Raw genomic sequence first — 25,548 nt, 5'->3', positions numbered from 1 at the left:
GGAGCATGCGATTGCGAAGGTGGAGGCAGAAATGTTTCAGCGTGGCAGATAATTGCGCCATGGACCGAATCGATCTCCACATCTTGCGCGAGCTCCAGCAGGACGGCCGGCTGAGCAACCAGGAGCTGGCCCAGCGGGTCGGCCTGAGCCCCTCCCCCTGTCTGCGCCGGGTGCGCCAGCTGGAGCAGGACGGGGTGATCCGGGGGTACCGCGCGGTGATCGACCCGGAGGCGGTCGGGCGCGGCTTCGAGGTGCTGGTCTCGGTCGAGGTGAAGCGGGACCGGGAGACGGTGGAGGCGTTCGAGGAGGCGCTCCAGTCGATCCCCGACGTGATCGAGGCGTACCGGCTCTTCGGCAGCCCGGGCTGCCTGCTGCGGATCGCGGTGGCGGACCTGTCCGCGTACGAGCGGCTGTGGATCGAGCAGCTGACGGCGCTGGCCGGGGTCACCGAGGTGAACTCGCAGATCATCATGAAGCGGATCAAGGAGCCGAAGGGGATGCCGGTGGACCTCCGGGGCAGCTGAGGCGGAAGGGGCGCGATCCGCGCGCCGCCGGTGGCCGTGTATGCGAGAACGTCACCGAATGGCTCTTTGTCCGTAACACGACAACCTCCTCCCCCGTGCCACTCTCCCGGATGACACGCAGTCAACACGCGTAGAGCGCCGCTCCCCTGAGCCGCGGGGACGGCGCCCGCCCGCGTGCCGTCCCCCGGAAAGGGCCCCCCATGTCGGTTGCTCGGATACGCAGCTGGAAGGTCTGGGCGGCGGTCTCCGCCGCCGTCGTCGGACTCACGCTCCCCGCGGTCACGGCGTCCCCCGCCGCCGCCACCACGAACGCGTACGACTCCACGTACTACGAGAACGCGATCGGCAAGACCGGCGCGAGCCTCAAGTCCGCGCTGCACACCATCATCAGCGACCAGGACAAGATCTCGTACGACGCGGTCTGGAACGCCCTCAAGACCCTCGACCAGGACCCGAACAACTCCTCCAACGTCGTGCTTCTCTACAGCGGGGCCTCCCGCAGCAAGAGCCTCAACGGCGGCTCCGTCGGCAACTGGAACCGCGAGCACACCTGGGCCCAGTCCCACGGGAACTTCGGCACCTCCGCCGGCCCCGGCACCGACCTGCACCACCTGCGCGCCTGCGACGTGCAGGTGAACAGCACCCGCGGCAACAAGGACTTCGACAACGGCGGCAGCCCGGTGAGCGGCGCCCCCGGCAGCTACACCGACTCCAACTCCTTCGAGCCCCGCGACGCCGACAAGGGCGACGTGGCCCGCATGATCCTCTACATGGCCGTGCGGTACGAGGGCGGCGACGGCTGGCCGAACCTGGAGGCCAACGAGTCCACCTCCAACGGCAGCGTGCCCTACCACGGCAAGCTCTCGGTCCTGAAGCAGTGGAACGAGCAGGACCCGCCGAGCGCCTTCGAGGAGCGCCGCAACGACCTCGTGTACTCCACCTACCAGGGCAACCGGAACCCGTTCGTCGACCACCCCGAGTGGGTCGAGGCCATCTGGTAACCCGTCAGGACCACGCGGCCGGCTGCCCGTCCGACGGGGAGCCGGCCCCCGGTTTTGGATTGTCGGAGGATCATCAATACGATCCGCCGATGATCACGAGAAAACGGCTGGCGACCGGGGCCTGTGCGCTGCTCGTCGCCCTGACCGCCGCGCTGCTCCCGACGAGTGCCTCCGCCGACGAGCCGGCGGCGGACGAATCCCCCAAGGTCGAGCTGGTCCTCGACGTCAGCGGCTCGATGCGGGCCAAGGACATCGACGGCAAGTCCCGGATGAGCGCGGCCAAGGACGCCTTCAACGAGGTCCTGGACGCGGTGCCGGAGGAGGTCAGGCTCGGCATCCGCACCCTGGGCGCCGACTACCCGGGCAACGACCGCGCGCGCGGCTGCAAGGACACCCGGGCGCTGTACCCGGTCGGCCCGCTCGACCGCACCGAGGCGAAGACCGCCGTCGCCACCCTCGCCCCCACCGGCTGGACCCCGATCGGCCCGGCGCTGCGCGGCGCGGCCAAGGATCTCGGCACCGACAAGGCGACCAAGCGGATCGTCCTCATCACCGACGGCGAGGACACCTGCGGGATCGACCCGTGCCAGATCGCCCGGGAGATCGCCGACCAGGGCATCAACCTCGTGATCGACACCCTCGGCCTGGTGCCGAACGCCAAGACCAGGCAGCAGCTCTCCTGCATCGCGGAGGCCACCGGAGGCACGTACACCTCCGTGCACCGCACCGAGGACCTCTCCCGGCGCGTCCGGCAGCTCGTGGACCGCGCGGCCGACCCGGTCGTCACCCCCGTCGCCACCGAGGGCACCCGCCAGTGCGCGGACGCCCCGCAGCTCAAGCCCGGCCTCTACACCGACCGGCAGAGCTTCGGCGAGCACCGCTGGTACAAGGTCGACCTGCTGCCCGGCCAGGAACTCCGCGCCTCCGTCAGCGTCTCCGCCGACCGGGCCGTGAACAACGACTACGGCGTGCTGCTGCGGGCCGTCACCAAGTCCGGGCGCGAGATCGTGCGCGGCTCCGAGGCCGGGGACGGGCGCACCGACGTGATCTCGACCGGGCTGCGCTACCCGAAGCCCGAACGGGACGACGACGAGGCCGGGGACGCCAAGCCCGCCGCCGAGACGGTCTGCCTCCAGGTCAGCAACTCCTTCTCCGCCCCGCCGTCGGTCAAGACGACGCCCGGCATGCCGGTCGAGCTGACCGTGGACGTCGTGGACGGCCCGGCCGACGCCTCGGACGTGGCCTCCTTCGGCCTCGGCCGCGGCTGGTGGCTGCTCGGCGCGCTGGTGCTCGCCGGCTTCCTGGCCGGACTGATCTGGGGCTGGCTGTCCCGCTGGCGCTTCGCCGTCTGGAGGACCCACTGATGCGTACCGTACGGATGCTCACGGCGGCCGCGCTGGCCGGCGCCGCCCTGCTGGGCCCGGCCGCGCCGGGCGCCCTCGCCGACACGCCCACGCCTTCGGCCGACCCCTCCGCGGGCCCCACGGAGGCCGGCACCACCTTCCGTACCGCCGCCGCCTTCCGGCCGGGCCAGGAGGCCACCGCACAGGCATCGACGGGCGACTACCTGTACTGGGTGTTCCCGGCGGACACCGGTGAGCGGCCCACCGTCCGGGCGACCGTGACGCTGCCGAAGAGCAGCCTGCGGCACGGCGCCGCCACCTGGCGGGTGGACGTCTACGACGGGCTGCGGCGCCGTCAGCCGTGCATGTACGGCACGCAGTCCCGTACGGCGCCGAAGGAGACGGGCGCGCTGGAGCTCGCCTGTGTGCTGCGGCCGGTGCGGGCCTCCGCCGACGCCTGGGCGAACGACCCGCTGCCGGGCAGCTACTTCGTCCGGCTGACCGTGACCGGGCTGCCGGAGGAGGACCTGGGGCAGCCGTTCTCGGCGCGCGTCGGCGTCGACGTCTCCGACCGGGGCGGGGCGTACGCCACCGACGGAGCGCTCGCCGCGCCGCTGGTGCCGGGCGCGACCACCGCCGAACTGGCCGAGGCCGAGGAGGAGGCCGGCCGCCGCACCGCGGTGGAGGCCGCCGCGCCCGAGGGCGGCTGGTCCTCCGGCTGGTGGTCCGACCGCTGGATCTGGACCGCGGCCGGCGGCGTCCTCGCCGCGCTCGCGGGCATCGGCGGCTACGTCCTGACCAGGGGCTCGGGCCGTCCGTCGCGGGTCCCGCCCGCCGTCTGACGCACCCTGCCGAAGGCCCCCGTCGCTCGCGCGGCGGGGGCCTTCGGGCGTGCCCGGCAGGGTGAGGGCGTCAGGGCATGCGGCGGGCCCCTTCGAGGACCGCCTGCCGGATCCGGTGGTAGGTGCCGCAGCGGCAGATGTTGCGCAGCGCGTCGAGGTCGGCCTCGGTGACCTCCCGGCCCGCCTCCCTGGCCCGGCGGACCGCGTCGACGGCCGCCATGATCTGTCCGGGCTGGCAGAAGCCGCACTGGGCGACGTCGAGGTCGAGCCATGCCTCCTGCATCGGGTGGAGCTCGGCGCCGGCCGTCTCGGGCAGGCCCTCGATGGTGGTCACCTCGTCCTCGGGCGCGAGCTGCCCCACGGGGACGGCGCAGGGCGTGAACGCCCTGCCGTTGAGGTGGCTCGTACAGGCCCGGCAGACGCCGACCCCGCAGCCGTACTTGGGGCCGGTGACGCCGAGGACGTCCCTGAGGACCCACAGGAGGCGCACGTCGGACTCGACCTCGGCGGTGACGGCCTGGCCGTTGAGGATGAAGGTGTGCTGGGGCACGGAGAACTCCGGGGATCTCGAAGAGCCTTGGACTACGGGAGGACGCGGTCGCGGCCGTCGGTCGGGGAGGCCGGGACCGGCGGGACGGCGGGCGGGGGCGTGAAGGTGAGCGGGGCGTTGTGGTTGACCGGGAAGACGGTCGGCATCGTGCCGGTGGCCCGGCCGTAGGCGCCGGCCACGGCCGCCATCGCCGCCGCCACCGCCAGCTCGCCCGCGCCGCCGGGCTTGTCGCCGGTCGGCGGCATGACGACGATCTCCAGCTCGGGCGGGGTGTTCCACTGCCGGGTGTAGTAGTAGTTGTCCCAGCTGGACTCCAGGAAGGCGCCGTCCTTCAGGTGCAGCCCAGAGGTGAGGGCGAGCGCGATGCCGTCGGAGATGCCTCCCATCATCTGCGCCTCCAGGCCGCGCGGATTGACCGCGAGGCCGACGTCGACGGCGCAGACCACCTTGGTGACGCGGGGGCCGGTGTACGCGTCCGGGACCGTGCGCCCGGTGGTCGCGGGACGGCAGTCGATCTCGGCGAGCACGGCCACGTACGAGTGGTACTCGGGGTGCACGGCGATGCCCTGCGCGGTCCCGGGCGCCATCGGCCGGCCCCACCGCCCGAGCTGGGCGACCTTGTCCAGGACGGCCCGGGCCCGTGACTCCTTCATCAGGCGGCGGCGCAGGCCGTAGGCGTCCTCGCCCAGACGGCGGGCCAGTTCGTCGATGACGAGCTCCTGCGCGGTGCGCACGTTCGGCGAGTAGATGTTGCGCATCGAGCCGGTGTTGTAGCCCTTGTCCGTCTCGGACAGGAGCTGGGTGGTGACGCCGAGGTGGTAGGGGCTGATCTGGGTGAGCTGGAACATCGTCTGGGAGAAGGCGGCGTCGGCGACGGGGAGCCGGGCCGCCTCCGCCGTCAGCACCTCCCCGATGCCGTGCCCGAAGTCGGTCGCCACCGAGGTGTGCCGCTGCTCGTACGTCAGGACCTCGCCGAGCGAGTAGGTGGCGCGGACCCGCGAGGTCGACATCGGGTGGGTACGCCCCTGCCGGAAGTCGTCGGTGCGGTGCCACATCAGCTTCACCGGCTTGCCGAGCTTCTTCGAGATCTCGGCGGCCTCGTGGGCGGCGTCGTGGAAGAGCTTGCGGCCGAAGGAGCCGCCGCCCTCGGTGACGTGCACCTTCACGGCGGAGACCGGCAGTCCCAGGCGGAGCGCGATCTGCTCCTGGGCGACGATCGGGGCCTTGAGGGAGCCCCAGATCTCGGCGGAGCCGGGGCGGACGTCCGCGATGGCGCAGTTGGTCTCCAGGGCGCTGTTGCTCGCGAAGTGAAAGGTGAAGCGGGCGTCGACGGCCTTGGTGAGGAGCGGGAGCGGCGGGACGACGAGCGGGAGTTCGGCCCGGCGCAGCTCGGCGAGGACGGTCGCGTCGGTGGCGTCCTCGGCGGTGCCGGGGCTCCAGTCGACGTCGAGGGCGCGGACGGCGTCGACGCACTGGCCGAAGGTACGGGCGCGGACGGCGACGCCCGTGGAGACGGTGACGACGTCGGTGACGCCCGGCATGGCCCGTACGGCGTCGAGGTTGGCGACCGAGCGGACGGTGCCGTTGATGGTGGGCGGGCGGCAGATCATGGTGGGCAGGGCGCCCGCCGGCCGGAGGTCCATCGCGAACTTCTTGCGGCCGGTGACGGCGTCGAGCGCGTCGAGCCGGCGGCGGGCGGTGCCGATGACCCGGAAGTCCTCGCGGTCCTTGAGGGCGACGGCGACGGCGGTGTCCGCCACGGCCGCTGCCCGGGCGGCGAGTTCGCCGTAGCCGAGGACCGCGCCCGCCGGGGAGAGGACCGTGCCCGCCTTGGTGGTGAGGGTGGCGACGGCTTCGCCGAGGACGAGGGAGGCGGCGTGCAGCAGCCGGCCCCGGGCCACGGCGGCGGCGACCCGGATCGGGGTGTAGGTGGAGACGGTGGTGTTGGAGCCGCCGGTGAGCTGGTTGAAGAGCAGTTCCGGGCGGGCGTCGGCGAGCGTGACCTTCACCTTCTCCAGGGGCAGGTCCAGCTCCTCCGCGATGAGCATGGCGGAGGAGGTGGTGACGCCCTGGCCGACCTCGGCGCGCGGCAGCGCGAAGTGGGCGGTGCCGTCGGGGTCGAGCCGGATGGTGATGAGGTGGCTGGTCGGCAGCGCGGCCGTGGTCAGCAGGTCGTTGAGGTCGAGGAGTTCGGCCGGACCCGGCAACGAGGGGATGACGGCCTCGGCGGTCGCCGGGGCGATCGCCTCGGCGCCGACCTGGGCGGCGACGGTGAGCGTGGGCGCCGCGAGCACGTAGCCGAGGAAGCGCCGTCGTCCGAGGCCGGGCGGGTCGGTCGGCGAGTCCGCGGGCAGGGGGCTCTGGTCGTACGCGCGCGCGGGATGCCGCCTGGCCATGAGGGGTGCCTTTCGACGCTGCCGTACCGGCCCCGAGGGCCCGGTCCTTCTCGGGTGCGGGGGCGATCATCGCGCATCCCGGCGCCCGGCGGGGCCGCTTCGGTGAGGAAACCGCGCGGGAAGCGTGCTGGTCAGAGCCGCTTTCCGTCAGGTCTGCCGGTTTTCGGCCGGTGTCCGGCGCGACCGCCCGGGCGGATCGGCGCGCCGGGACCGCCGTACGGTCACGAGGGGAAGCCCGCTGTCCGGCGCCGGGCTCCGGAGGGCGGCGGGCCGCGCCCTGGCGGTCAGACCGCGTACGGCCTGGATCGGCCGGGCGTTCATCCGGCCCCGGCAGGAGCGGAGTTGGTGCCGGGAGACCCGGGCGCGCTGACCGCCGCCGGCGATGAGCGCGTTGACGGAGACCATCGGGTCGCCGCCGACCGAACGGGCGAGCAGGGCCCCCACCACGACCGGCCCGAGCGCCACCACGAGGGCGGTCCCGGTGGCGGAGGCGCGGCGCAGGGGCCGGGTGCGGGGGCGGCGCGGAATGCGGAGGGTCATGGCTCCATTCCAGCCACCCGGGGGCCGTGGCGGATCCGCCGGCGTACTCACGTCGGGGCGGGCGGGTACTCACCCGGGGAGGTGGGCGCGGCGGGTCGGACGGGGTTCCGGTCAGGGGGCGGGGTGCTCGGTCGCGGCGACGACGGCGACCGTCGTCCCGCCGCTCTCGAAGGACTCGGCCAGCTCGTCGGGGCCGGCGGAGCCGCCGACGTGGTCGAGGAGGAGGACCGGCTGCCGTTCGTCGCCCTCGGCGGCGGGCACGAAGTCGGTGACGGTCTCGCGGTGGAGGAGGACCACGCGACCGGGGTCCAGGGGGTCGCGCGGCAGGGCGTCGAGGTGGTCGCACAGGCCGTCGGTCCGGTCGGCCACGTCGGCCGCCACGACGGCCCGGGGCGCGAGGAGGGTCACGGCGAGCCGGCCGCCGCTGCGCCGGTAGCGGGCCGTGAGGTCGTCGGGGAGGAGGTGGAAGACGCCTTCCTGGCCCTCGTGGCCCCGGTTGAGGAGCACGCAGACCATGCGCTCGGCGGGGTCGGCGGAGGCGTGGTCGACGGCGAGGAGCACCTCGGGGGTGTCCGGGTCGATCGGCGGGAAGGGGCGGATCCACAGGCGGTCGGAGGCGTCCATGGGCCGTATTCCAGCACGCCCTTCCCGGGCCGGGGGTGCCCGGTGGTCCACCGGGCGTGCGGAAGGGCGGCGGAAGGGGCCGGGGCGTGGGGCCGGGCCGGGTGGGGCGGGAGCGGTCGGCGGGCTCGGCGCGTCGACGCCCGGCCGGTCGGGTGGGGGGCGGGGGCCGGGGCGCCGTAGCGTACGGGGCACACGTACGAGCCCAGCCGAGGAGCGCTCCCCCATGGCCGATTACCGCGTCGAGACCGTCCGCACCGGGTACCGGCGGTGGACCGCCCGCAACGACCGGGGTGCGGAGGTGCTGATGGCCGCGGCCGACGACGAGGGCGCGCAGCCGTCGTTCACGCCGGTGGAGCTGCTGCTGGCTGCCATGGGCGGCTGCGGCGGCCTGGTCATCGACCGGACGGCGCGGGCGGTGGACCACGACGAGCTGCGGATCGTCGTGGAGTCGGTGTCGACTCCGGAGGACGACGGCCGGATCGGGCGGATCCGGGTGAGCTACGAGTTCGACCTGCCGGACTCCAACCCGAAGGCGGCGGAGGTCTTCGCGCGCGGGGTGCGGCTCACGCACGAGAAGTTCTGCACGGTGAGCCGCACGGTCGAGCACGGGGCCCGGGTGGAGGCGATCCTCCCGGACGGGACGGTCGGCTTCGAGGGCTGAGCCGCCCGGTCCGGGCCCGACCACGCCCGGTGGTCAGGCCCGGAGCGAGATGTGGGCGCGGGCCCACGAGGTGTGGTCGAAGGAGGTCCTGTCGTTGGCGTCGGAGACCTCCAGGCGGAGCACCCGGACGCCCCGGACGTCCACGTCGAGCGGGACGGGGCCGCCGGCGGCCGTGAGGACGCCGGTGGTGGCGAGGACGCGGCCGTCGCCGTGGACGGTGGCGCGGGTGGCGCCCAGGGTGCTCTGGCGGGCGGAGAAGTCGTCGATGCCGACGAGCGCGGTGAACCGGTCGGCGACCCCGCCGAGGTGGTAGGAGACCGAGCTGTACGCGTGGACGCCGAGGCCCTTGGCGTAGGTGGTGCCGCCGAAGGCGATGGGGGTGCCGTCGCCGGCCGCGTTCTTCCCGTTGGAGGCGTCGCGCTCGACCGGGCCCCAGCCGTTGACGGCGCTGATCCAGGGCAGGTCGGAGAGGTATCCGTCCCGGGTCGGTGCCGGGGGGACGGTGGTGCTGGTCGCGTCGGCGGCGTACCGGACCGGGCCGCCGGGGGCGAGCGCGGTGCCCTCCGCGGTGAGCCGCGCGGGGGTGGCGGGTGCGGCGCCGGCGGGGACGGTGACCCGCCAGCTCGCGGTGAGGCGGGCGCCGGCCGCCAGCCGGTCCGTGCCGGTGGGGGTGGTGGCGCGGACGGTCCAGCCCGCGGGGGCGGCCAGGGCGAGCGCGGGGGTCGACCAGGGGCGCGAGGAGCCGTTGGCGAGGACGGCGGTGACGGTGAACTCCTCGCCGGGGACGACGGACCCGGGCGCGGTGAGGGCGGTGCCGAAGGCGGTGCGGGGGTAGGTGTCCCGCCAGGACGCGCGCATGAGGGCGACGAGTTCGGCGGTCGTGGCGGGATGGCGGGCGGCGACGTCGCTCGTCTCGCCGAGATCGGTGGCGAGGTCGTACAGCTCGACCTGCCACCGGTCGTCGGGGAGCGTCCGGTCGCGTACGGGAGCGAAGCGGACCGCCTTCCAGCGGTCCTTGCGCAGGGCCTCGGCGAGCCAGGTGGCGCGGCCCCCGTCCTGGGAGTTGGCGCGGCCGGTGACGCCCCGCTCGTCGCGGTACCAGTAGAGGTGGTCGTGACGGGCGGCGACGGCGGCTCCGCCGGTGAGCAGCGGGGCGGCGGAGAGCCCGTCGACGTCGGCCGGGGCGGGGGCGCCGCCGAGTTCGGCGAGGGTGGGGAGGAGGTCGGTGAGGGGGGTGGGCCGGTCGGAGGTGCCGGGCAGGACGCGGCCCGGGCCCCAGGCGATCAGCGGGACGCGGATCCCGCCCTCGTACAGGTTGCGCTTGTAGCCGCGCAGGGGGCCGTTCGCGTCGAAGTGGTCGGGGTTCACCCCGCCTTCCTCGTGGGGGCCGTTGTCGCTCGCCAGGATCAGGACGGTGTCCCGGTCGAGGCCGTGCGCCCGCAGCCGGTCGACGATCCGGCCGATGTGGGAGTCGAGGAGGGAGACCTGGGCGGCGTGGCCCTTGTCGGCCGCCGTCCAGGGCCGGTCGGCGTAGGGGCCGTGGCCGGGGGCGTCGCTGGGCGCGTGGGGGACGGTGGGGGCGAGGAAGAGGAGGAAGGGGCGGTCGGCGTGCCGGTCGAGGAAGTCGAGGGCGGAGCCGAGCAGCAGCTCGGGGGCGTAGGCGCCCTTGGCGCCGCCCGCGTTGGCGGGGACGGCCTCCTTGGTGCCGTCGCGCCAGAGCTGGGCCGGGTAGTACTGGTGGGCGTGGCCGTGGTCGATGTAGCCGTGGAACTCGTCGAAGCCGCGGGCGTTGGGGTGGCTGGGCTGTCCAGCGGCCTCGGGTCCGAAGCCCCACTTGCCGAAGAGACCGGTGCGGTAGCCGCGGGCCCGCAGCACCTCGGCGAAGGTGGTGTCGGTGGCGGTGAGGGCGCCCTGGGCGCCGGAGGGGTTGGCGCGGACGGTGGCGTGGCCGGTGTGGAGGCCGGTGAGGAGCGAGCAGCGGGAGGGGGCGCAGACGGCGGCGGTCGAGTAGGCGTCGGTGAAGCGGAGGCCCTCGGCGGCGAGCCGGTCGATGCGCGGGGTGGCGATGAGCCGCTGTCCGTAGGCGCCGACCTCGCCGCGCCCGAGGTCGTCGGCGAGGACGACGACGAGGTTCGGCGGGCGGGTGGTGTCCTCCGGGGCGGCCCGGGTCGCGGCGGCTGCCGGGAGGGTCGTGCCGGCCGTCGCGGAGAGGGCGCCGGCGCCCATGGCGGCAGATCCGGCGAGGAAGCGGCGGCGGCTGGGCATGCGGGGACTCCTTGGCTGCGCGGCGGTCGGACCGGTCCGGGGACGCGCGCTCCCCGCTGCGGGGTGCGGGGAGGCGCGCTCGGTCGATCATCGGCGCGGGTCCCGCGGCGTTCCATGCACGGGACGTGAAAAGCGTGTGACGCCCGGGACGGCGGATTCCGTCCCGGGTGTCGGGGTGTGCCACGTCCTCGCCGGCGCCGGTCAGTCGAGCCAGAGGTCGCGGACGTGCCGGACGGGGTCGGTCTCGGTCCTGCTCTCGGTGTCCCAGACCCGGGTGGCGCGGGCGGAGGGGGTGTAGCGGGGCCAGTCGGCGCCGGGGTCCTGGTCGGTGACGAAGGCGACCCAGGCGCGGTGCACGGCGTCGGCGAGAGCCTGGGGCGGGGTGGGGCCCGCGACCTCGGGGACGCCCTCGGCGTCGAGGAGGTCGAAGCCGAACGGCAGGTCGAGGCAGTGCGCGGCGAGGCCGAGGACCGGCGAGCGCCAGGCGAACTCGTAGAGCCAGGTGGGGCGTTCGCGGGCTGCGCGGGCGTCGGCGACGGCCAGGCCCGGGGCCCGGAACATGACGTCGGTGAGCGCCTGGCCGAAGAGGGCGCCCTCGGGCGCGTCCGGGTAGGCGGCGGTGAACTCTCCGGTGCGCGCCGGGTCGAGGCCCAGCGCGCCGAGGAGGTGCGGGAGCGGCGGGCCTTCGTCGCCGGGGCCGGGGAACATCGAGAACTCCTCGGCGGTGAAGCCGAGCAGGAGCGGCACGTCGGCTCCGGCGTCGCCGGTGGTGAGGGCCTCCGCGGGCGGTACGGGGACGAGGTCGCCGTCCGCGAAGGGGGCGAGGGCCAGCATCGGGGGCAGCCCCGCGCGGTCGGGGCCGTCCTCGGCGAGGCGGTCCTGGAGGGCGAGGAGTTCGTCGTCGCTCAGGTCGCGCAGGGCCTCGGCGGTGGCGGGGAGGCCGGTGCGGGTGGTGAAGAGCCGGGCGGCGGCGCGGGCGGTCTCGGGGCCGTCGGGGCGCAGCACGGCGCCGGAGACGGCGAGGGCTCCGCGGAAGAGGCCGCGGGCGGAGGGGACGCAGAGCAGGGTGAGGACGGCGCCGCCGCCGGCGGACTGGCCGGCGACGGTCACCTTGGCGGGGTCGCCGCCGAAGGCGGCGATGTTGTCGCGGACCCAGGTGAGGGCGGCGATCCAGTCGCGGACGCCGCGGTTGTCCGGGGCGTCCTCCAGGTGCAGGAAGCCCTCGATGCCGAGGCGGTAGCCGACGGAGACGAGGACGACACCGTCGCGGTTGAAGGCGGCGCCGTCGTACCAGGGGCTGGCGGCGGAGCCGGCGACGTAGCCGCCGCCGTGGATCCAGACGAGGACGGGCAGGCCCTCGGCGGGGGCGGTGTCGGGGGTGAAGACGTTGAGGTTGAGGACGCCGGCGCCCGGGACGCTGGGCTCGGGGATGGTGGTGACCTCGGCGAACGGGCGGCGCTGGGCGGTCGGCCCGTAGGCGGTCGCGTCCAGGGGCTCGGTCCACGGCTCGGGCGGCTCGGGGGCGGCGAACCGCAGCGCTCCGACGGGCGGCTCGGCGTAGGGGATGCCGAGGAAGCGGTAGGTGCCGTCTTCGCGGCGCTCGCCGCGGACGGGGCCGCGGGTGGTGGTGACGAGGGGACCGGGAGGGGTCATCGGTCGGCTCCTGGGGGTGCGTGGGCCGGTGCTCGCGGCGGCCGCTGGGCGTGACGGGTACAGCGTCGGGCGCCGACATATTTACGTCAAGGGTTGAAATAAAACTGGTGACACGGTTCACTGACACGAGTCAACGCCGACCGTCGTGGTCCGTCCTGGGGCAGAATCCAGGGGTGCGCCCCCTCCCCGCCCCCGAGTCCCCCGCCGACGTGCGGCGGCACAACCTCGCCCGCGTCCTGCGCCACCTCGCCGACCACGGTCCGGCCTCGCGCGGCGAGGCCGCCGCCGCGACCGGCCTGGCACACGGCTCGCTCACCGCCCTCGCCGCGGACCTCGTCGGCCGCGGCCTCGTCCGCGAGGCCGGGACCGTGGTCGGCGGCGGACGCGGGCGGCCCCGGCAGCACCTGGAGACCGTGCCCGACCGGGTCGTGTCCGTGGCGGTCCGGGTCACCCGCGAACGCCTCCACCTGACCGTCGCCGACCTCGCGGGGCGCCTCGGCCACCGCGCCGACCTGGCCCACACCACGCCCGACGGCGACCCGGGCGCCCTCGCCGACGCCCTCGCCGACGCCGTGCGCGGGACGGCGTCGACCGCCCGCGCCGCACACCCCGGGGCACACCTCGCCGGCACCTTCCTCGCCGTGCCCGGCCCCGTCACCGCCGACGGCCGGATGTTCTCCACCGACTTCGGCTGGCCGGGCCCGGTGGACCTCGGCGCCCTGCTCCGGGAACGGCTCGGCGACGCCGCGGGGCCCGTGGTCCTCGCCAACGACGCCAACCTCGCCGCGCTCGCCGAGTACCGCGCGCTGACGGTCCGGCGCGGCGCCGCACCCCGCTCCCTCGCGTACCTCAAGGCCGACGTGGGCGTCGGCGGCGGTCTCGTCGTCGACGGCCGGATCGAGGCCGGCGGTCACGGCGTCGCCGGCGAGCCCGGACACATGCCGGTCGCCTTCGACGGGCCGCCCTGCGCCTGCGGCGGACGCGGCTGCCTCGCGCTCCACCTCGGCCCCGAGGCCCTGACCGACGCGGCCGGACTCGGCGGGCTGCGTGCCGAGCGGGGCACCGAGGCCGCCGTCGCCGCGCTCGGCCTGGCCCTGGCCGGCGGCGAACCGGCCGCCGTCGCGGCCCTCGACGCCGCCGGAGAGGTGCTGGGCGCGGCGGTCCTCGCGGTGACGAGCCTCCTCGACGTGGACGACGTGGTGCTGGGCGGCTACCTCGCCGACTGGTACCCCTGGCTGGAGCGCGGCCTCGAAGCCCGGCTCGCCGGCCGCAGGATCCTGTCGGCCGGGGCGGCGCCGGTCCCGGTGCCGGTGCCGGGCGTGCTCGGCGCCGACGCCTCCCTGGCCGGGGCGGTGGCACTGGCCCGCGAGACGGTGCTGGCCGACCCGGCCTCCGTACCCCCGCGCTGACTGACGGCCGACCCCACCTCCGCCCCCTCCTCCGGCACACCCCGCGTCGACGGCCGCCACCGGAGGAGGTCCAGCGGGTGCGGGGCGCGGCGGCGCGGGCGCATCATGAAGGCATGACCGACCGGGAATCCTTCCTGACCTGGGTCAGGACCGATCTCCAGACCGCCCAGGAGGCGCTGTACGACGGGGACCCGGCACCCTGCCGGGCGCTGTGGTCGCGGCGCGAGCCCGTGAGCCTGCTGGGTGCCTGGTACAACGCGCTCGGGCGGGAGGACGTCGACTCGGTGCTCACGGCCCTGGCCGGACGCTTCTCCGCCTGTACCTCCTACCGGGTCGAGGTGCTCAGCCACGACGTCGTCGGCGACGCGGCCCACACCGCGTGCTTCGAGCACATCTCCGCCTCGGTGGACGGCGAGGCGCGCGTCTACACCCTGCGGGCCACCCAGACCTACCGCCGCGAGGACGGCGCCTGGAGGGTGACGCACCGGCACGGCGACCTCGTCCAGGCCTGACCCGGCCCGCCGACCGTAGAATCGGCGGTCGGCCGACGGGGAGGCGAGGAAACATGGGGTGGACCGCCAAGGAGGTCGCCGGCGGGGTGCTGCTGATCGGCCCCGGTATCGCTCTCGTCCTGGCCGGGATCGTGTGGAAGGGACGGGCCGTGCGCCCGTTCGCGGCCCGCCGCGCCTGGCGGATGGCCCGGGAGGCCTACCTCCGGGACCTGGAGCGCGCCACGGAGCAGGCGATCGTCGCGGCCCGGCTCGCGGCCGGCGACGGCGAGCCGGGGATCGTCACCGTCGCGGCCGTGGAGCGGCTGCTGCGGGAGCGGTACGGGCACGAGGACGTCGAGCGGGAGCACGCCGCCGCCGCGCTGCGCCGGGGCTTCGAGCGGTACGGCTGCGCGGCGGACTGCGTGACGGACGCCTACGTCTGAGCGTCCGGCACCGGCGTGCCCTGGTGGTGGAAGAGCCGGAGCGTGCCGGCGGCGTCGCGGCGCCAGACCGACGAACGGCGGGCGTGCCGGCCGTCGATGACGGTCTCGTAGGTGAGGTGGACGACTCCGGGGGCGAGGACCGTGCCCGCGAAGGCCGTGGCGACGATGGGCGGGCCGTCCTCGCCGCCGTGCAGCGCGGGCAGGGCGGCGAGCATCTCCTCGTACGTCCAGCGCCGTCCGGAGGCGCCGACCTCGATGAAATCGGGGTCGAACAGGTCCTCGGCGAGGGACCGGGAGAGACGGACGGCGGGGTCGTGCAGGGCGCGCTCGCGCGCGACGGCCTCGGCGATGTCGGGGTGCTGGTCGTGCGTCACGGGCGTGCGGCGGTCGTCCTGGATCATGGCCGCATTCTGCCTGGTCAGGGCCGGCCGGGGCCGCCGGATTTCAGGGTGCGGGCGGTGCGGGCGGCGTGGTGGCGGTCTCGTCGCGTCTGACGGCCTCCTCGCCCTCGGTGTCGAGGTGGGGCAGGATCCGGTCGAGCCACCGCGGGGTCCACCAGGCGTGCTTGCCGAGGAGGGTCAGCACCGCGGGCACCAGCAGGAGCCGTACCACGGTCGCGTCGATGAGGACGCTCGCGGCCAGGCCCAGACCCAGCATCTTCACGACGATGTTGTCGGAGACGATGAAGGCGGCGAAGACGCTGACCATGATCAGGGCGGCGCAGGTGATCACCCTGGCCGTGATCTCCAGGGCGTGGGCGACGCTCGCCTTGGAGTCGCCGGTGCGCAGCCACGCCTCCCGCACGCGGGAGAGCAGGAAGATCTCGTAGTCCATGCTCAGGCCGAAGACGATCGCGAACATCATCATCGGCACATAGCTCTCGATGGGCACTTTCCCGGAGACCCCGAGCGCGGGTCCGCCCCAGCCCCACTGGAAGACGGCGACGACCACGCCGTAGGAGGCGGCGATGGAGAGCACGTTGAGGACGGCGGCCTTGAGGGCGACGAGGAGCCCTCTGAAGACGATGAGGATCACCAGGAAGGCCAGCGCGACGACGACGGCGATGATCAGCGGCAGGCGGCTGGAGACGAGGTCGAGGAAGTCGACCTGGGCGGCGGTGGTGCCGGTGACGTAGGTCTGCGCCTCCGTGCCGGCCACGGCCTGCGGGAGGACGTCCTCGACGAGGTGGTTGGTGAGTTCGGTGGTGCGCTCGTCCTGCGGGGAGGCGACCGAGTAGGCGGTGCCGAAGAGGACGTCGCCGTCGGAGGTCGCCTTGAGCGCCGTGACGGAGGCCGCGTCGGGGACGCCGGTGAGGGCCTTCTGGAGGCTGTCGGCGAGGGCGGCGCGGTCGCCGGAGGGCACGGCGGACTGGTCGACGACGACGGTCAGGGGGCCGTTGGCGCCGGGGCCGAAGGCGGTCGAGATCAGGTCGTAGGCGCGGCGGTCGGTGAAGGACTTCGGGTCGGCGCCGTCGCCGATGTGGCCGAGCTGGATGAAGAGCAGCGGGAAGGCGAGGACGAGCAGCGCGACCACGCCGCCGACGAGGAAGTACCAGGGTCGCCGTTCGACGCGCCGGGCGTAGTTGTGCCAGGTGCCGTGGGCGGTGGCGCCGGGCTCCGCGTCGGTCTCGGCGACCGGCTTGCGCACGTGGTAGCGGTCGATGCGGCGGCCGACGAGCCCGAGCAGGGCCGGGACGAGCGTGAGGGCGGCGAGGACGGCGGTGACGACCGTGAAGGCCGCCGCGAGGCCGAGTTTGCCGATGAAGGTCACGCCGGAGACCCACAGGCCGGAGAGGGCGATGATGACCGTGCAGCCGGAGACGAGGACCGCCCGGCCGCTGGTGGTGGTCGCCAGGCCGGCGGAGTCGGCGGGATCGTGGCCGTCCATGAGGTTCTGCCGGTGGCGCGTGATGAGGAACAGCGCGTAGTCGATGCCGACGCCCAGGCCGATCATGGTGGCGAGGGTCGGGGAGACCGTGCCGAAGGTGAAGGCGGCGGCCGTCAGTCCCAGCAGGGCGAGCCCGCAGATGGCGCCGAGCAGGGCGGTGACCAGCGGCATCACGGCGCCGATGATGCTGCCGAAGCCGATCAGGAGCACCACGATCGCGACGGCGAAGCCGATCGCCTCGCTGGTGCGGTCGTCGGCGGCGGGGCGGGCGAGTTCGCCGAGCGAGCCGCCGTACTCGACGGTCACGCCCGCGTCCCTGAGCGGCTGCACGGCCTCGTCGACACCCGTCAGGTAGTCGTCGCCGAGCGTGGAGGGGGGCACGCTGAAGCGGACCGTGATGTAGGCGGTCTTGCCGTCGGTGGAGAGCGGGCCGGTGTTCGGGGTGGTGGAGGAGGCCGGGGGCGGTGTGGTGCCGGGCGGCGGCAGCGGGTTCTGGGCGCCGATGACGTCGGGCAGCTTCGCGAGCGCGGTGACGGCCGAGTTCACGGCGGACGCCTCGTCGGTGAGCGGCTTCGACGGGTCGTTGAGGACGATCTGGGCGCCGTAGCCGCCGGCCGCCGGGTCGTGGGCCTCCAGGACGCTCAGGCCGCGGGCGGACTGCGAGTCGGGAAGGTCGAAGTCGTCGGAGTACTGGCCTCCGACCGCTCGGTCGGTGATCTGGAGCCCCACCAGAGCGGCCAGCCAGACGGCGACCACGATGACGAAGTGGCGGGCGCACCAGTGCCCGAGCCGGTAGAGGCTGCTCTGCTTGGCGGGGCGGCCCTTCTGGGCCGCGGGCGTTGCTCTCATGGCCTCGCCGTGTCCGGATAGGCGCTTCCCCGAGCCGGCTGCGCTTTCCTCGCTCCCCGTCGGTGTCCTGTTCTCCGTCGGTGTCTTGTTCCCCGTCGGTGTCCTGTTCCCCGTCGGGTGTCCCGTTCTCCGTCGGGTGTCCCGTTCTCCGTCCATGGTGCTCCCGCCGGGCGGGGTCGGCATCTCGTCCCCGGGGCGCATCGGTGCCGGTTCGCGGATAGTGGGGGGATGAAGCGCTATCCGCTCATCGCCGACCACGGTCTGGTCGGGGACCTGCAGACCGTCGCGCTCATCTCGGACGAGGGCGTCGTCGACTGGTTCGCGGCCCCCCGCTTCGACTCGCCGGGGGTGTTCTCCGCGCTCCTCGACCACGACCGGGGCGGCTGGTTCCGGCTCTCCGTCGACGGGCCGGACGTGACGGTCAAGCAGCTGTACTACCCGGACACGGCGATGCTGGTGACCCGGTTCATGTCGCCGGACGGGGTGGGCGAGCTGATGGACTGGATGCCGCCGGACCGGACCGGGCGGCCCACGGACCGGCACACCCTGATGCGGGTGATGCGGTGCACGCGGGGCAGCGTCACGTTCACGCTGGAGTGCCGGCCCAGGTTCGGCTTCGGGCGGACCCCGCACGACACCCGGGTGGACGGGCGGACGGCGTCCTTCCGCTCTGCGGCGATGGCGGGCTTCCTCCAGTCGAACGTGCCGCTGGAGCGGGACGGGCCGAAGGACGTGCGGGGCCGGCTCCAGTTGTCCGAGGGGCAGATGGCCGGGGCCTCGTTCACCGTCGACGGCCCGGAGGCCGAGCCGCCGCCGCTGCCGGACGTGCGGGAGGTGGAGGCGGCGCTGTGGGACGCGGTGGACTTCTGGCAGCGGTGGGTGCGGACCGCGCGGTACCGGGGCCGCTGGCCGGACATGGTGCACCGGTCGGCGATCACGCTGAAGCTGCTGACCTATCTGCCGTCGGGGGCGCCGATCGCCGCGGCGACCCTGGGCCTGCCGGAGCAGGTGGGCGGCGAGCGCAACTGGGACTACCGCTACACCTGGGTGCGGGACGGTTCGCTGGCCGTCCGGGCCCTGCTCGACCTCGGGTTCGTGGAGGAGGCGGCGGCGTTCACGGACTGGCTGACGGCGCGGGTCGCCGAGCGTTCGAGGGGTCCCGGCGGCGGCCGGCCGCTGCAGATCATGTACCGGGTGGACGGGGACCCGTGGCTGCCGGAGGAGGTGTTGTCGGAGTTCGAGGGGTACCGGGGTTCGGCTCCGGTACGGGTGGGGAACGCGGCGGCGGACCAGCTCCAGCTCGACATCTTCGGCGAGGCCCTGTACGCGCTGGCGCAGGGCGGCGGCCTGGACACCCAGCCGACGTACGAGGGCTGGCGGGCGGTGTCGGGGATGCTCGACTGGCTCGCGACGTCGTGGGACGCGCCCGACGAGGGGGTGTGGGAGACCCGTGGCGGGCGGAAGGACTTCACCTTCAGCCGGGTGATGTCCTGGGTGGCCTTCGACCGGGGGCTGCGGCTGGCCGAGGAGTTCGGCCGGCCGGCCGCCCTGGACACCTGGCGGACCGCGCGGGACGAGATCTTCGCTCAGGTGATGCGACGCGGGTGGAGCGAGCGCCAGAAGGCGCTGACGCAGTACTTCGGCGGGGACGTGCTGGACGCGTCGCTGCTGCTCGTCCCCCGGACGGGGCTGCTCAGCCCGACCGACCCGGTGTGGCTGAGCACCCTCGACGCGATCGAGCGCCGCCTGGTCCGCGACAACCTGGTGCACCGCTACGACCCGGCCGCCGCGCCCGACGGACTGCGGGGCGCCGAGGGCACGTTCAGCCTCTGCACCTTCCTCTACGTGGACGCGCTCGCGCGGGCCGGGCGGGTGCGGCAGGCGCGGTTCGCGTTCGAGAAGATGCTCACGTACGCCAACCATGTCGGCCTGTTCGCCGAGGAGATCGGGCCGAGCGGCGAGCAACTGGGCAACTTCCCGCAGGCGTTCACCCATCTCTCGCTGATCATGGCGGCGACGACGCTCGACGAGGCCCTGGACGCGGCCGCCGCCCGGCCGGGGTAGGACGCGGCCTGTTCCCGCCCGGCCGGAGCGGGCACGGGGCTACTCGAAGGCGGCCGCGGCCTCCTCCAGGGCGGCGGCGACGGTCTCGGGCGCGTCGGGTCCCGGGGCGCCGGGCCGGTAGGTGACGGAGCGGATGCCGCCGGTGTGCCGGAAGGAGCGGCGGCGCTCGTACAGCGGCCAGGACACCGGGGACTTGCGGTCGACGCCGACGCTGACGCCCTGGAAGGGGGCCATGCCGATCAGCTGGTGGACGCTGTCGGGCGCGGCCCGTTCCTCGCCGTCGACGGTGACGGTGAAGCGCCAGCGCAGGCCCTCCTCCGCGGTGGCGGCCAGGTGGATGGTGTGGGGGCCGGGTCCGAGGGGGCCGGCGTCGGTCTCGTGGAGGTGTCCGTACTCGTTGTAGGCGAAGGTCAGCCGGCCCTCCTCGACGTAGAGGCTGTAGCCGCCGCCCTGGTCGCCGTGGGAGACGAGGACGCCCTCGCCGGTCTCGTCGAGGAGGACCTCGATCTCGAAGGAGCGCTGGGCGACGAGCCGGGAGGAGCGGTAGCGCTCCAGTTCGGGGGTGCCGGGCAGCAGGGTGAGGGGGCGGGCGAGGCGCTGCTCGGCGGGGTGGCGGCGGGCGAGGGCGCCGCTGTGGTCGGGGAGCGGGAAGACGCCGTTGCGCCAGGCGGCCTCCTCCCAGGCGGCGGCCAGTTCCTTGACGAGGTCGGGGCGTTCGGCGGCGAGGTCGTGGATCTCGGTGGGGTCGGCGCGGATGTCGTACAGCGCCCATTCGGAGTCGTCGTACGGGGTGCCGGGGCGGTGGTGGGTGACGAGTTTGTGGCCGTCGCGGTAGTGGCTGCGGTTGCCGCTCATCTCGCAGTACTGCTCGGGGTGGGTGGAGGCGTGGGCGGGATCGGCGAGGACGGGGCCGAAGCTGGTGCCGTCGGCTTCCTGGACGGGGACGCGGCGGCGGGTGTCCGGGCGGGCGATCCCGGCGAGGTCGAGGAGGGTGGGGGTGATGTCGGTGACGTACTGGTACTGGGTGCGGACGCCGGGGGCGAGCCGTCCCGCGCGGACCCCGTCGGGCCAGGAGAGGACGAAGGGGACGCGGACGCCGCCCGCGTACGTCTGGCCCTTGTAGAGGCGGAAGGGCGTGTTGGAGGCCATGCCCCAGCCGCGCGGGTAGTGGACGAGGCTGCGCGGCCCGCCGATGAGCTCGGGGTCGCGGTCGACGTCCGGGTCCCAGTCGCCGGGGAGGCGCGGGTGGTGGACGAAGCGGCTGAAGTAGGAGCGGGTGCCCTCCCGGCCGCCTTCGCCGGTTCCGCCGTTGTCGGAGGTGAAGACGATGACGGTGTTGTCGAGCTCGCCGAGGGCCGCGAGGGTGTCGGTGAGCCGGCCGAGGTTGTGGTCGATGTTGTCGACGAGGGCGGCGTACACCTCCATGTAGCGGGCGTAGAGCCGCCGCTGCTCCTCGGTGAGCGAGTCCCAGGCGGGGACGTCGTGGCCGGACTCGCTGTTGCGGGCGGGGAGTTCGGTGCCGGGCGGGAAGAGTCCGCGGGCGATCTGCGCGGCGAAGCGGCGCTCGCGCAGGGCGTCCCAGCCGTCGTCGTAGCGGCCCCGGTGGCGGGCGATGTCCTCGGGCTTGGCCTGGAGCGGGCCGTGGACGGCGTTGTGGGCGAGGTAGAGGAGGAAGGGCTTGTCGGGGTCATGGGCGCGCAGCGACTTCACCATGGAGATGGCCTGGTCGGTGATGTCGTCGGTGTAGTAGTAGCCGTCGGGGAACTCGTCGATGTCGAGGGGGCTGTTGTCCCGGACGAGCTGGTGCGGGTGGAAGAGGCTGGTGAGCCCTTCGAGGACGCCGTAGTACTGGTCGAAGCCCTTCTGGAGCGGCCAGTTCGCGCGGTCGTCGGCGGCGTTGGAGGCGGAGTCGCGGACGAGGTGCCACTTGCCGACGGCGTAGGTGGCGTAGCCGGCGTCGTGGAGGAGTTCGGCGAGGGTGGGCACGGAGTCGGCGATCGCCATGCCGTAGCCGGGGAAGCCGGGGTCGAAGTTGGCGACCGTGCCGTAGCCGACGCGGTGCGGGTTGAGGCCGGTGAGGAGGGCGGCGCGGGCGGGCGAGCAGAGCGGCATGGTGTGGTAATTGCCGAGCCGTACGCCGTCCTCGGCGAGCCGGTCAAGGACCGGGGTGGGGATCTCGGAGCCGAAGGGGCCGATGTCGCTGTAGCCCATGTCGTCGACGAGGACGACGACGATGTTGGGCGCCCCGGCGGGCGGGGTCGTGCGGTCCGGCCAGGCGGGCTCGGAGTCGGCGAAGGTGCGGCCGGCCCGGCCGGCGAAGCCCGCGTAGGGGTCGGGGCGGGAAGCGGTGCTCATGCGGGGGCGGGGCCTTCCGTGGTCAGGGAGCGGGCGCAGCGGAAGCCGCCGTGACCGGTCGAGGAGTCGGGGGTGTTGTGGGAGCGGGCGGCGACGCGGTACCGGTTGCAGTACGAGGCGTGGCAGAGGTACGAGCCGCCGCGGATGACGCGCTCGCGGCCGGTGCGGTCCCAGGCGTCGGCGCACCACTCCCAGACGTTGCCGGAGGTGTCGTGGAGGCCGTACCCGTTGGGCGGGTAGGAGGCGACCGGGACGGTGCCGGTACGGCCTCCGGGCCGGTCGGAGCGGTACGGGAAGTCGCCGCGCCAGGTGTTGCAGCGTTCCTCGCCGCCGGGGGCCAGTTCGTCGCCCCAGGGGTAGCGGGCGCCTTCGAGCCCTCCTCTGGCGGCGTACTCCCACTCGGCCTCGGTGGGCAGCCGGAGGCCGGCCCAGGCGCAGTAGGCGAGGGCGTCGCCGTGGCTGATGTGGACGGCGGGGTGGTCGGCGCGCCCTTCGAGGTCGGAGCCGGGGCCTTCGGGGGCGTGCCAGGAGGCGCCCTCGACGCCGAGCCACCACGGGGCGCCGGCGACCTGGCCGAGGACGTGGGTGTCCGCGGCCGGGTGGAGCAGGAGGTGGAAGACGAAGGAGGAGCCGTGCCGTTCGGCGTCGGTGCGGTGGCCGGTGGCGGCGACGAAGGCGGCGAAGCGGGCGTTGGTGACGGCGGTGGTGTCGATGGCGAAGGGCGCGACGGTGACCTCGCGGACCGGGCCCTCGTGGTCGGTCGGGTAGCCCTCGCCGAAGGAGTCGCCCATCCGGAAGGTGCCGCCGGGCAGTTCCGCCATGGGGTGGGGCGGCGGCGCGGTCCGCACGGTCGGTCGCGGGAGCGGTACGACGGCGGGCGGCCGCTCCCCCGAGCAGCCGCGTCCCGGGGTGCAGCAGGTGCTCATACGGCCACCTTCGCGTCGGCCGCGGACGGGGCCGCGGACAGGGACGGGGGCCCGGTCGCGGGGACCGGGACGGGCTCGGGCACCGCGGCCAGCAGGGCGCGGGTGTAGGGGTCGCGGGGGTGCTCGCACAGCACGTCGGCGTCGCCCTCCTCGACGATCCGGCCGTCGTGCATGACGGCGATGCGGTGGCTGACCTGGCGGACGACGGCGAGGTCGTGGGCGATGAAGACCAGGGCGAGGCCGAGGTCGTGCTGGAGGTCGGCGAGGAGTCCGGTGATCTGCGCCTGCACGGACACGTCGAGCGCGGAGACGGGTTCGTCGCAGATGAGGACGGCGGGCTCGGGGGCGAGGGCGCGGGCGATGCCGACCCGCTGGCGCTGGCCGCCGGAGAAGGAGCGGGGCAGCCGGCCGGCGGCGGCGGGGTCGAGCCCGACGCGGCGCAGCAGTTCGGCGACGCGGGCGGGCCGGTCGGCGCCGGTGCCGATGCCGAAGGCGCGCAGTGGCTCGGCGACGATGTCGCCGACGGTCATCCGGGGGTCGAGTGAGGCGTACGGGTCCTGGAAGACCATCTGGACGCGCCGCCGGACCGCCCGCAGTCCCTCCCGGCCGGGGCGGGTGACGTCCTGGCCGTCGAGGAGGACCCGGCCGGCGTCCGCGGGGTGGGCGTGGGCGAGGATCCGGGCGAGGGTCGACTTGCCGGAGCCGGACTCGCCGACGATGCCGAGCGTCTCGCCCGCCCGCAGGGTGAGCGAGACGTCGTCGAGTGCGGTGAGGCGGCGCCGCCGTCCGCCGTACGTCTTGCGCAGGCCCTCGGCGGCGAGGACGACGGGCCCGGGTGCCCGACGGTGGACGGGGGCCGGCGGTGGGGGCGGCGGCAGCGGCACGGTGCGCTCGGCGGCAGGGTGGCAGGCGGCGCGGACGCCGTCGGTGAGCGCGGTGAACTCGGGCGCGGTGGTGCGGCAGCGGTCCTCGGCGAGCGGGCAGCGGGCGGCGAAGGCGCAGCCGGCGACGGGGAGCCTCAGGTCGGGCGGGCTGCCGGGGATGCCGGTGAGGCGGGTACCGGAGGGGGTGGAGAGGCGGGGGACGGCGGCGAGCAGGCCGGCGGTGTACGGGTGGCGGGGGCGGGCCAGGACCTCGGCGGTGGGGCCGTCCTCGACGACGGTCCCGCCGTACATGACGAGGACGCGGGCGCAGGTGCGGGCGACGACGCCGAGGTTGTGGGTGATGAGGACGAGGGCGGTGCCGGTGGTGCGGGTCAGCTCGCCGAGGAGGGTGAGGATCTGGTCCTGGACGGTGGCGTCGAGGGCGGTGGTGGGTTCGTCGGCGAGCAGGACGTCGGGCTCGCCGGCGAGCGCCATGGCGATGAGGACGCGCTGCCGCTGGCCGCCGGAGAACTGGTGCGGGTGGTCGTCGAGGCGCCGTTCCGGGTCGGGGATGCCGACGAGGCGGAGGAGTTCGAGGGTGCGGGCCCGGCGGGCGGCCCTGTCCCGGCCGCCGTGGGCGCGCAGGACCTCGTCGAGGTGGCGGCCGACGGTGAGGACGGGGTTGAGGGCCGTCATCGGGTCCTGGAAGACCATGCCGACGCGGGTGCCGCGGACGGCCCGCAGCTCTTCCTCGCCCGCGGTGGTCAGGTCGGTGCCGTCGAGGCGGACGGAGCCGCCGGTGATCCGGCCGGTGCCGGGGAGCATGCGGAGCAGGGCGAGGGCGGTGGTGGACTTGCCGGAGCCGGACTCGCCGACGACGGCGACGGTCTCGCCGCGGCGGAGGGTGAGGGAGACGCCCCGGACGGCGTGCAGGCCGGCGCCGTCGGGGGTGGTGAAGGTGACCCGCAGGTCGCGGACGTCGAGGAGGGGGGCGGTGGTCATCGGCGGATCTCCCGGTTCAGCGCCTCCGCGACGAGGGAGAGCCCGAGGACGAGCGCGGTCACGGTGACGAGGGGTCCCGCGGCGAAGTGCGGGGCCTGGGCGAGGTGGGGCATGGACTGGCTGAGGACGGCCCCGAGGGTGGGTTCGGGGGGCCGGACGCCGACGCCGAGGAAGCTCATGGCGCCTTCGAGGAAGACGGCGACGGTGAGGGAGACGGCGCACTGCACGACGAGCGGGTCGGCGGCGTTGGGCAGGATGTGGCGGGTGAGGATCCGGCGGCCGGAGGTGCCGCCGACCCGGGCGGCGGTGACGTACTCGCGGCCGCGCTGGGCGAGGATGCCGGTGCGCAGGAGGCGTCCGAAGACGGGGATCTCGGCGAGGGCGATGACGAGGATCACGGGGAGCCGGCCGGGGCCGAGGACGGCGGTGACGGCGAGCGCCAGAATCAGGCCCGGGAAGGCCAGGATCAGGTCGAAGGCGCGCTGGACGACGGTGTCGACGGCCGGGTGCGCGGCGGCGGCGAGGGCGGCCAGGCAGCCGAGGACCGCGCCGAGCGGAACGGCCACGGCGATGATGCCGAGATCGGCGCGGATGCCGTACAGGAGCCGGGAGAGCAGGTCGCGCCCCAGGTCGTCGGTGCCGAGGAGGTGTCCGGAGGTGCCGGCCGGGGCGAGGGTGAGGCCGCTCTGGTCGGTGGGCGAGTGGCCCGCGAGCAGCGGGGCGAGGAGCCCGGCGAGGACGACCAGGCCGACGAGGGCGAGACCGGTGCCGCCGCGGGCGGTGGCGAGGGCGGTGAGGTACGGGTGGCGGGGGCGGCGCGCGGCGGCCGGCGCCGGCGCCGGCGGGGCGAGGGTGGTCAT

Annotated in this window: 21 protein-coding genes; 9 read left to right on the top strand and 12 right to left on the bottom strand. The window is 74.7% G+C overall.

The features are described 5' to 3' along the window. Positions 1 to 59: 59 nt before the first annotated feature. From ACFYT9_RS25220 to ACFYT9_RS25205, 4 genes are all read left to right on the top strand, one after another. Positions 60 to 524: an Lrp/AsnC family transcriptional regulator gene (locus ACFYT9_RS25220; protein ID WP_376603324.1), complete on the top strand. Its 465-nt coding sequence runs from the start codon at positions 60 to 62 to the stop codon at positions 522 to 524. A gap of 200 nt (positions 525 to 724) precedes the next feature. Beyond that, positions 725 to 1,525, top strand: a complete 801-nt coding sequence (locus tag ACFYT9_RS25215) for an endonuclease I family protein (protein WP_389167467.1) — start codon at positions 725 to 727, stop codon at positions 1,523 to 1,525. 89 nt (positions 1,526 to 1,614) lie between these two features. Then, positions 1,615 to 2,889, top strand: a complete 1,275-nt coding sequence (locus ACFYT9_RS25210; RefSeq protein ID WP_389167465.1) for a VWA domain-containing protein — start codon at positions 1,615 to 1,617, stop codon at positions 2,887 to 2,889. Then, entirely contained in the window at positions 2,889 to 3,710 is an 822-nt protein-coding gene (locus ACFYT9_RS25205; RefSeq protein WP_389167462.1) for a hypothetical protein, read from the top strand. The genes ACFYT9_RS25210 and ACFYT9_RS25205 overlap by 1 nt, the downstream gene beginning before the upstream one ends. Positions 3,711 to 3,780: 70 nt before the next feature. Here ACFYT9_RS25205 and ACFYT9_RS25200 read toward each other — a convergent pair whose 3' ends face one another. The 4 genes from ACFYT9_RS25200 to ACFYT9_RS25185 form a co-directional block, all read right to left on the bottom strand. After that, on the bottom strand, positions 3,781 to 4,260 hold the full coding sequence (locus ACFYT9_RS25200; RefSeq protein WP_376602779.1) for a (2Fe-2S)-binding protein: 480 nt from the start codon (positions 4,258 to 4,260) through the stop codon (positions 3,781 to 3,783). A gap of 32 nt (positions 4,261 to 4,292) precedes the next feature. Continuing rightward, the gene (locus tag ACFYT9_RS25195) at positions 4,293 to 6,656 is read right to left on the bottom strand and encodes a molybdopterin cofactor-binding domain-containing protein (RefSeq protein WP_389167459.1); all 2,364 of its coding nucleotides are present in this window, start codon (positions 6,654 to 6,656) and stop codon (positions 4,293 to 4,295) included. Between the two features lie 147 nt (positions 6,657 to 6,803). Further along, a complete protein-coding gene (locus tag ACFYT9_RS25190; RefSeq protein ID WP_387278774.1) occupies positions 6,804 to 7,196 on the bottom strand; it encodes a hypothetical protein in 393 nt (130 codons plus the stop codon). A 111-nt stretch (positions 7,197 to 7,307) separates the two neighbouring features. Then, positions 7,308 to 7,820, bottom strand: a complete 513-nt coding sequence (locus ACFYT9_RS25185; protein ID WP_389167456.1) for a hypothetical protein — start codon at positions 7,818 to 7,820, stop codon at positions 7,308 to 7,310. Positions 7,821 to 8,043: 223 nt separating this feature from the next. Between ACFYT9_RS25185 and ACFYT9_RS25180 the strand changes: the two genes are divergently transcribed. Beyond that, positions 8,044 to 8,481: an OsmC family protein gene (locus tag ACFYT9_RS25180; protein WP_387278770.1), complete on the top strand. Its 438-nt coding sequence runs from the start codon at positions 8,044 to 8,046 to the stop codon at positions 8,479 to 8,481. 33 nt (positions 8,482 to 8,514) lie between these two features. Here ACFYT9_RS25180 and ACFYT9_RS25175 read toward each other — a convergent pair whose 3' ends face one another. Together ACFYT9_RS25175 and ACFYT9_RS25170 are read right to left on the bottom strand one after the other, a co-directional pair. Beyond that, positions 8,515 to 10,746, bottom strand: coding sequence for a sulfatase-like hydrolase/transferase (locus ACFYT9_RS25175; RefSeq protein ID WP_389167453.1), 2,232 nt, complete (start codon positions 10,744 to 10,746; stop codon positions 8,515 to 8,517). A gap of 201 nt (positions 10,747 to 10,947) precedes the next feature. Next, positions 10,948 to 12,399, bottom strand: a complete 1,452-nt coding sequence (locus ACFYT9_RS25170) for a carboxylesterase/lipase family protein (protein ID WP_389167450.1) — start codon at positions 12,397 to 12,399, stop codon at positions 10,948 to 10,950. A 173-nt stretch (positions 12,400 to 12,572) separates the two neighbouring features. On the opposite strand from ACFYT9_RS25170, the gene ACFYT9_RS25165 reads away from it, so the two are divergent. The 3 genes from ACFYT9_RS25165 to ACFYT9_RS25155 all read left to right on the top strand — a co-directional run bounded on the left by ACFYT9_RS25165 (position 12,573) and on the right by ACFYT9_RS25155 (position 14,742). Then, complete coding sequence (locus ACFYT9_RS25165) at positions 12,573 to 13,808, top strand: ROK family protein (protein WP_389167447.1); 1,236 nt, start codon at positions 12,573 to 12,575, stop codon at positions 13,806 to 13,808. A gap of 113 nt (positions 13,809 to 13,921) precedes the next feature. After that, a complete protein-coding gene (locus tag ACFYT9_RS25160; protein ID WP_389167445.1) occupies positions 13,922 to 14,320 on the top strand; it encodes a nuclear transport factor 2 family protein in 399 nt (132 codons plus the stop codon). A gap of 53 nt (positions 14,321 to 14,373) precedes the next feature. Then, positions 14,374 to 14,742, top strand: a complete 369-nt coding sequence (locus tag ACFYT9_RS25155) for a hypothetical protein (RefSeq protein WP_387279160.1) — start codon at positions 14,374 to 14,376, stop codon at positions 14,740 to 14,742. Here the strand turns inward: ACFYT9_RS25155 and ACFYT9_RS25150 are convergent. Together ACFYT9_RS25150 and ACFYT9_RS25145 are read right to left on the bottom strand one after the other, a co-directional pair. Next, positions 14,733 to 15,143, bottom strand: a complete 411-nt coding sequence (locus ACFYT9_RS25150; protein WP_376598530.1) for a DUF4440 domain-containing protein — start codon at positions 15,141 to 15,143, stop codon at positions 14,733 to 14,735. The genes ACFYT9_RS25155 and ACFYT9_RS25150 overlap by 10 nt on opposite strands. 43 nt (positions 15,144 to 15,186) lie before the next feature. Continuing rightward, positions 15,187 to 17,478, bottom strand: a complete 2,292-nt coding sequence (locus tag ACFYT9_RS25145; RefSeq protein ID WP_389167442.1) for an MMPL family transporter — start codon at positions 17,476 to 17,478, stop codon at positions 15,187 to 15,189. A 228-nt stretch (positions 17,479 to 17,706) separates the two neighbouring features. On the opposite strand from ACFYT9_RS25145, the gene ACFYT9_RS25140 reads away from it, so the two are divergent. Continuing rightward, positions 17,707 to 19,542, top strand: a complete 1,836-nt coding sequence (locus ACFYT9_RS25140; RefSeq protein WP_376598534.1) for a glycoside hydrolase family 15 protein — start codon at positions 17,707 to 17,709, stop codon at positions 19,540 to 19,542. Between the two features lie 39 nt (positions 19,543 to 19,581). Here ACFYT9_RS25140 and ACFYT9_RS25135 read toward each other — a convergent pair whose 3' ends face one another. From ACFYT9_RS25135 to ACFYT9_RS25120, 4 genes are read right to left on the bottom strand one after another with little or no spacing between them, the layout of a single operon-like run. Beyond that, positions 19,582 to 21,897, bottom strand: a complete 2,316-nt coding sequence (locus ACFYT9_RS25135; protein WP_389167439.1) for an arylsulfatase — start codon at positions 21,895 to 21,897, stop codon at positions 19,582 to 19,584. Further along, positions 21,894 to 22,823 carry a formylglycine-generating enzyme family protein gene (locus tag ACFYT9_RS25130; protein WP_376598538.1) on the bottom strand — a complete coding sequence of 310 codons (930 nt, stop codon included), beginning with the start codon at positions 22,821 to 22,823 and terminating at the stop codon, positions 21,894 to 21,896. Before ACFYT9_RS25130 ends, ACFYT9_RS25135 begins: the two co-directional genes overlap by 4 nt. Continuing rightward, positions 22,820 to 24,688: an ABC transporter ATP-binding protein gene (locus ACFYT9_RS25125; RefSeq protein WP_389167436.1), complete on the bottom strand. Its 1,869-nt coding sequence runs from the start codon at positions 24,686 to 24,688 to the stop codon at positions 22,820 to 22,822. Before ACFYT9_RS25125 ends, ACFYT9_RS25130 begins: the two co-directional genes overlap by 4 nt. After that, positions 24,685 to 25,548 (bottom strand): ABC transporter permease, encoded by an 864-nt coding sequence (locus tag ACFYT9_RS25120; protein ID WP_389167433.1) that lies wholly within the window; start codon positions 25,546 to 25,548, stop codon positions 24,685 to 24,687. Before ACFYT9_RS25120 ends, ACFYT9_RS25125 begins: the two co-directional genes overlap by 4 nt.

The sequence above is a fragment of the Streptomyces sp. NPDC004435 genome (genome assembly GCF_042873895.1).
Lineage (GTDB): Bacteria > Actinomycetota > Actinomycetes > Streptomycetales > Streptomycetaceae > Streptomyces.
Note: the sequence above shows the minus strand (reverse complement) of the source record. Positions and strands in the feature narration are given on the sequence as shown.